Raw genomic sequence first — 3,579 nt, 5'->3', positions numbered from 1 at the left:
AAACGATTGCCGGTTTCGAGGCAATGCTGTGGTTGAGGAAAGGCTTCGGCTTTTCCGGCGGCTGGACAGTCAACGATCAGAACGATTTGGTTGCGCGCCTCTTCGGACTTACAAAAGTTAACAAAACATGACAATGGCATCGTTCAAGGGATAGCCGCAGCCTCTGAGGAAGGTTGCGACAAGCCCCCTGAAGGGCTTTCCCGAGGCCATCAATGCCGTCTTCGCAGAAACGATGGTGCAGACCTGCATTGTCCACCTGCTGGGAACTCACTGGATTTTGCCTCATGGAAGGATCGCAAGGACCTGCCTCCCGTTTGTCAGTATAGCGCCATTTACAGCCAACGCTATCCTTGAAACTTGACTTTGAGAGACAGGCCGCTCCGTCGAAAACGATGATTCAGTGGATGCTGCTGCCCGTACGGGTTCTTTCCCGAGAAGGTCCACTTACAGCGTTATCTACCTTCTTCAATCTATGGCTTTGCGAAAGATTTGCATTCGCATCCACACTACTGTTTGCCGGCAAATTGTCTTGCTTGTGCGATGGCGGTTGGACTTGACCGACCGCATTGTCGCTTACTGCGACACTCGGCTGCCCATTCGTTAGATTGTCGCTTGCGGCGAAACGCGGATGCCCTTTCTGCACTCCGACAAGATCCAAGGTGTCATCAATTTCTTTCGCAATAATGCTAGGATTCTTTCCGGCGGTATTCCTCACAGCAAGGGCAATCGCCGTCGCCACCAGCCACCCCGGGCTCCAAAAGGCTCTGCACTTAAGCGCATCAAGTTCAGCATCAGAGATAGATCCCTCGCCCTTTAACTGCGTAGCATAATTCAGCAGTTTTACCGCTGAACCGTGTTTCGCGCTAAAAGCCTCGACCATGCCATGGCTGACCTCGATGCCAAGCTCCGAAAATTGACTTTCCCGGAACCAGGCCTCGTTTGCCGCAGAAATTTCCTTCAATTCTGTGGAGATTTTGCTGTCTTCGTTGTGCATGTAAACAACAACATTCTCAGAAAGCCGATTGGAAGGATTGCTTCTGAGTTTGAAAGTACTCTTAGTATTAACGGTCAGGGCTTTCAACTTTTCGACAACATGATCTAGCGAATCCGGCTCAACATTCAGGTAGATTTTCGTCCCTGGAGCTTTTATTATACGCGGTCGATCCTTCATGAATTGGGCATTGTTTACAAAAGCACTATCAAAATTTACAACATTCTCATTATCTATGGAAAAAACGGGCTTTAATTCCGTATTCACCGGTTCTAAACCAAGATTTAAGTTTATCTTATCAACCAAATAATTCCAATTGCTGGCGTCAGTTTTACCTTTGGAAAGGTGATTTTTGGGAACACAAAAATCCAAGATATTCTGGCCTCGCGTTACCAAAACCGGCTTGTCGCCCGTCGTTCCGACCTGGACAGGGCTCTGCGAGTCAATTGGCGCTTCGGCCGACGTGGAATTCGGCAGACTAACGCTGTCAGCAAGCTCATCCAGACCCGGGAGCTCCGACATTGCATTGCGCCCGTTCCTGTTAACGAGATCGACCGGAGAAAAGTGAAGAACTGGCCCCAAAACCGCCGATTTATTCTCGGAAACGACCGCCGATGGGACCTGCACATTAGAACCAGTCGCCTGCGTTTCGGCCGGGGGCGCGCCCCAGCGTATTAGACTGGATAATAATTGCGCCCGCAGGGCAACATTCATGGACTTCATTTCGCTATCAGGCATTTGTTCAATCTTGTTTGCGAATCTGCCTATTGCTCCCTTGAGGCTCTCACCGAACACACGCTGCCACAGCCTGCCTACCAGCGTTCGAGGGCTCGGCACCCGAGCATTGCTCGGGTGGGCCAGCCAGTTTCGCAACTCCAGGCTGAAGAGACTGCAGCCATTTTCAAATCTTCTATTGCTCTGAAGGCCTCTTTGAACGAGCTGGACCTTGGCGCCCAACTGCTTTTCCAACGCCTTTTTTACCGCAACGCCCAAGCTACTATTAGACGACGACATTGAATCCAGAACCACAACCTCTGCGTTAGGGAATTTGCCACGAAACACGACGGACACATAGTGGTTCGACAGACCCTTTTGATGCTCGGACGCCGTAGCTTCTCCGCCATGCAGGCACGCGACCGCAAGCTTGCCATCGTTCGCGCTTGCTTTCATCGCCTGAACAAGCGCAGCAAACTGCGGCTCGTTTATCAACACGCCAAGCCCGTGATGCACAGCTTTCGCACGCGGCAATCTCTTCGCAAGAAGATTGATTTCTTCGCCAGAAACATACCTATCAAGAGCGAACATACTTGATAGTTGTTCATTGTCCGCGATCAACCTCAACCGTACGAGTTCATTGTTTCCGATAACCTGTTCGGCGCAGCTCAAATCAAGCCCAAGTTCCTCTTCCCTATTTGAGCCGGGCAATGTGTTGCTATCTTGAAGAGACCTTTTTGCGTGCAGGCCACTCAAAACGGCAGCCCAGTATACGCCCTTGTGGGTCAAAATTTCTTTAGCTGCTGGGACTGTGCCAGCCTGCCCCTTAATCCACAAGTTGACGAGCCCAGCCGCAACAGTTGCAACAGGACCGGGAAATCGACGGTACAGCCATGAAATCGCACCCATTGCTTCGTTCCGGAATTCCTCGCTCTCGCTGTCAGCCGAGTCACAACACGCCATCTGCATTAGCAACCTGATGGATTTTTCCGATTCTTGGACGTCTGCGACCGCAGCACGGTGCTTGGCGATTGCTTCATCCGATTTGCCCTTAAGGGCGACTTCGTTTTTCGACCCAACCGCAAGTGCATATGCCTCATATGCCAAATTACGCTCCGCATTGGCACGGTCTTGGGCGCGCAATTTGCTGTAGGTACTACCCGCTGACTTTATCAGACCGTTGATTTGAGCGCGTTTCTCGCCAGCAGTCAGCATCGGCGCAGCCTGGAGTGGTACCTCCCCCGGGCCGACCGACTCCGGCTTGCCTACCCATATGGGCGAGATGGCAGAGGACAACTTTTCAATAAGAAAATCATCTTTCCCGTCGCTGGGAGCAACAGGGAAGGGGTCGCGAGCTAAAGGTACTGAAGAACCGCCTCTCAATGAAAGAACGACGCCCATGGTAACTCCTGTCTGTCAGTTGCTTATCCAGCAAGCTGGGTTGTGCGAAATCCGCGATTATTTGAATACCTTATGAGGTCCTGAAATTTCTAATCTGTCTCATACGACACACCACGATCAAAAAATTGGGATACTGCGCGACCTGGTTTGCCAAGCCCCGCATGGTTAAGCCGAAACAAGGCTTCGACGGTTGATTTTTCGTGGTCAGACGGCATTGGGCAGTGGCCACCGTCTTCTGATTGATCCCATACCGCTTCGAAAGCGCTCTCAGGCTCTCGTCACTATTCTGTATTGCTCGACGGACTGCCTCTGTCGTCGTGACGCTCGCGTGTAGAACCTTGTACTACAGTTGCGTTTTTAATCTCTTTTTTGTAGTGGACCGTCATCGCCATTGCCTGATGTTTTGATCGTGTCCCGCCGAGTGGTGTAGCTGAGTGATAGCGAAGCCGCTCGCGAGCGCACCCTCCATAGGG

Annotated in this window: 1 protein-coding gene and 3 pseudogenes; 2 read left to right on the top strand and 2 right to left on the bottom strand. The window is 51.5% G+C overall.

All coding sequences use genetic code 11. The features are described from left to right. Positions 1-131, top strand: a pseudogene (locus tag PDO_RS27120) (IS6 family transposase); the annotation flags it as partial. Positions 132-187: 56 nt separating this feature from the next. Beyond that, positions 188-306, top strand: a pseudogene (locus tag PDO_RS27870) (transposase); the annotation flags it as partial. Positions 307-397: 91 nt separating this feature from the next. Here the strand turns inward: PDO_RS27870 and PDO_RS11260 are convergent. Both PDO_RS11260 and PDO_RS29425 read right to left on the bottom strand, forming a co-directional pair. Then, positions 398-3,106, bottom strand: coding sequence for a hypothetical protein (locus PDO_RS11260; protein ID WP_009109350.1), 2,709 nt, complete (start codon positions 3,104-3,106; stop codon positions 398-400). A gap of 178 nt (positions 3,107-3,284) precedes the next feature. Continuing rightward, positions 3,285-3,398 (bottom strand): annotated as a pseudogene (locus tag PDO_RS29425) (IS481 family transposase); the annotation flags it as partial. Positions 3,399-3,579 lie beyond the last annotated feature (181 nt).

Source organism: Rhizobium sp. PDO1-076, from assembly GCF_000247475.1.
Classification (GTDB): domain Bacteria; phylum Pseudomonadota; class Alphaproteobacteria; order Rhizobiales; family Rhizobiaceae; genus Allorhizobium.
The sequence above is the reverse complement of the archived record's forward strand: the minus strand, read 5'-3'. Positions and strand labels throughout refer to the sequence as shown.

What these genes read in the sequence shown, in the direction of transcription:
- PDO_RS11260 (WP_009109350.1), bottom strand. Translation starts at nt 3,106, where the DNA reads ATGGGCGTCGTTCTTTCATTGAGAGGCGGTTCTTCAGTACCTTTAGCT.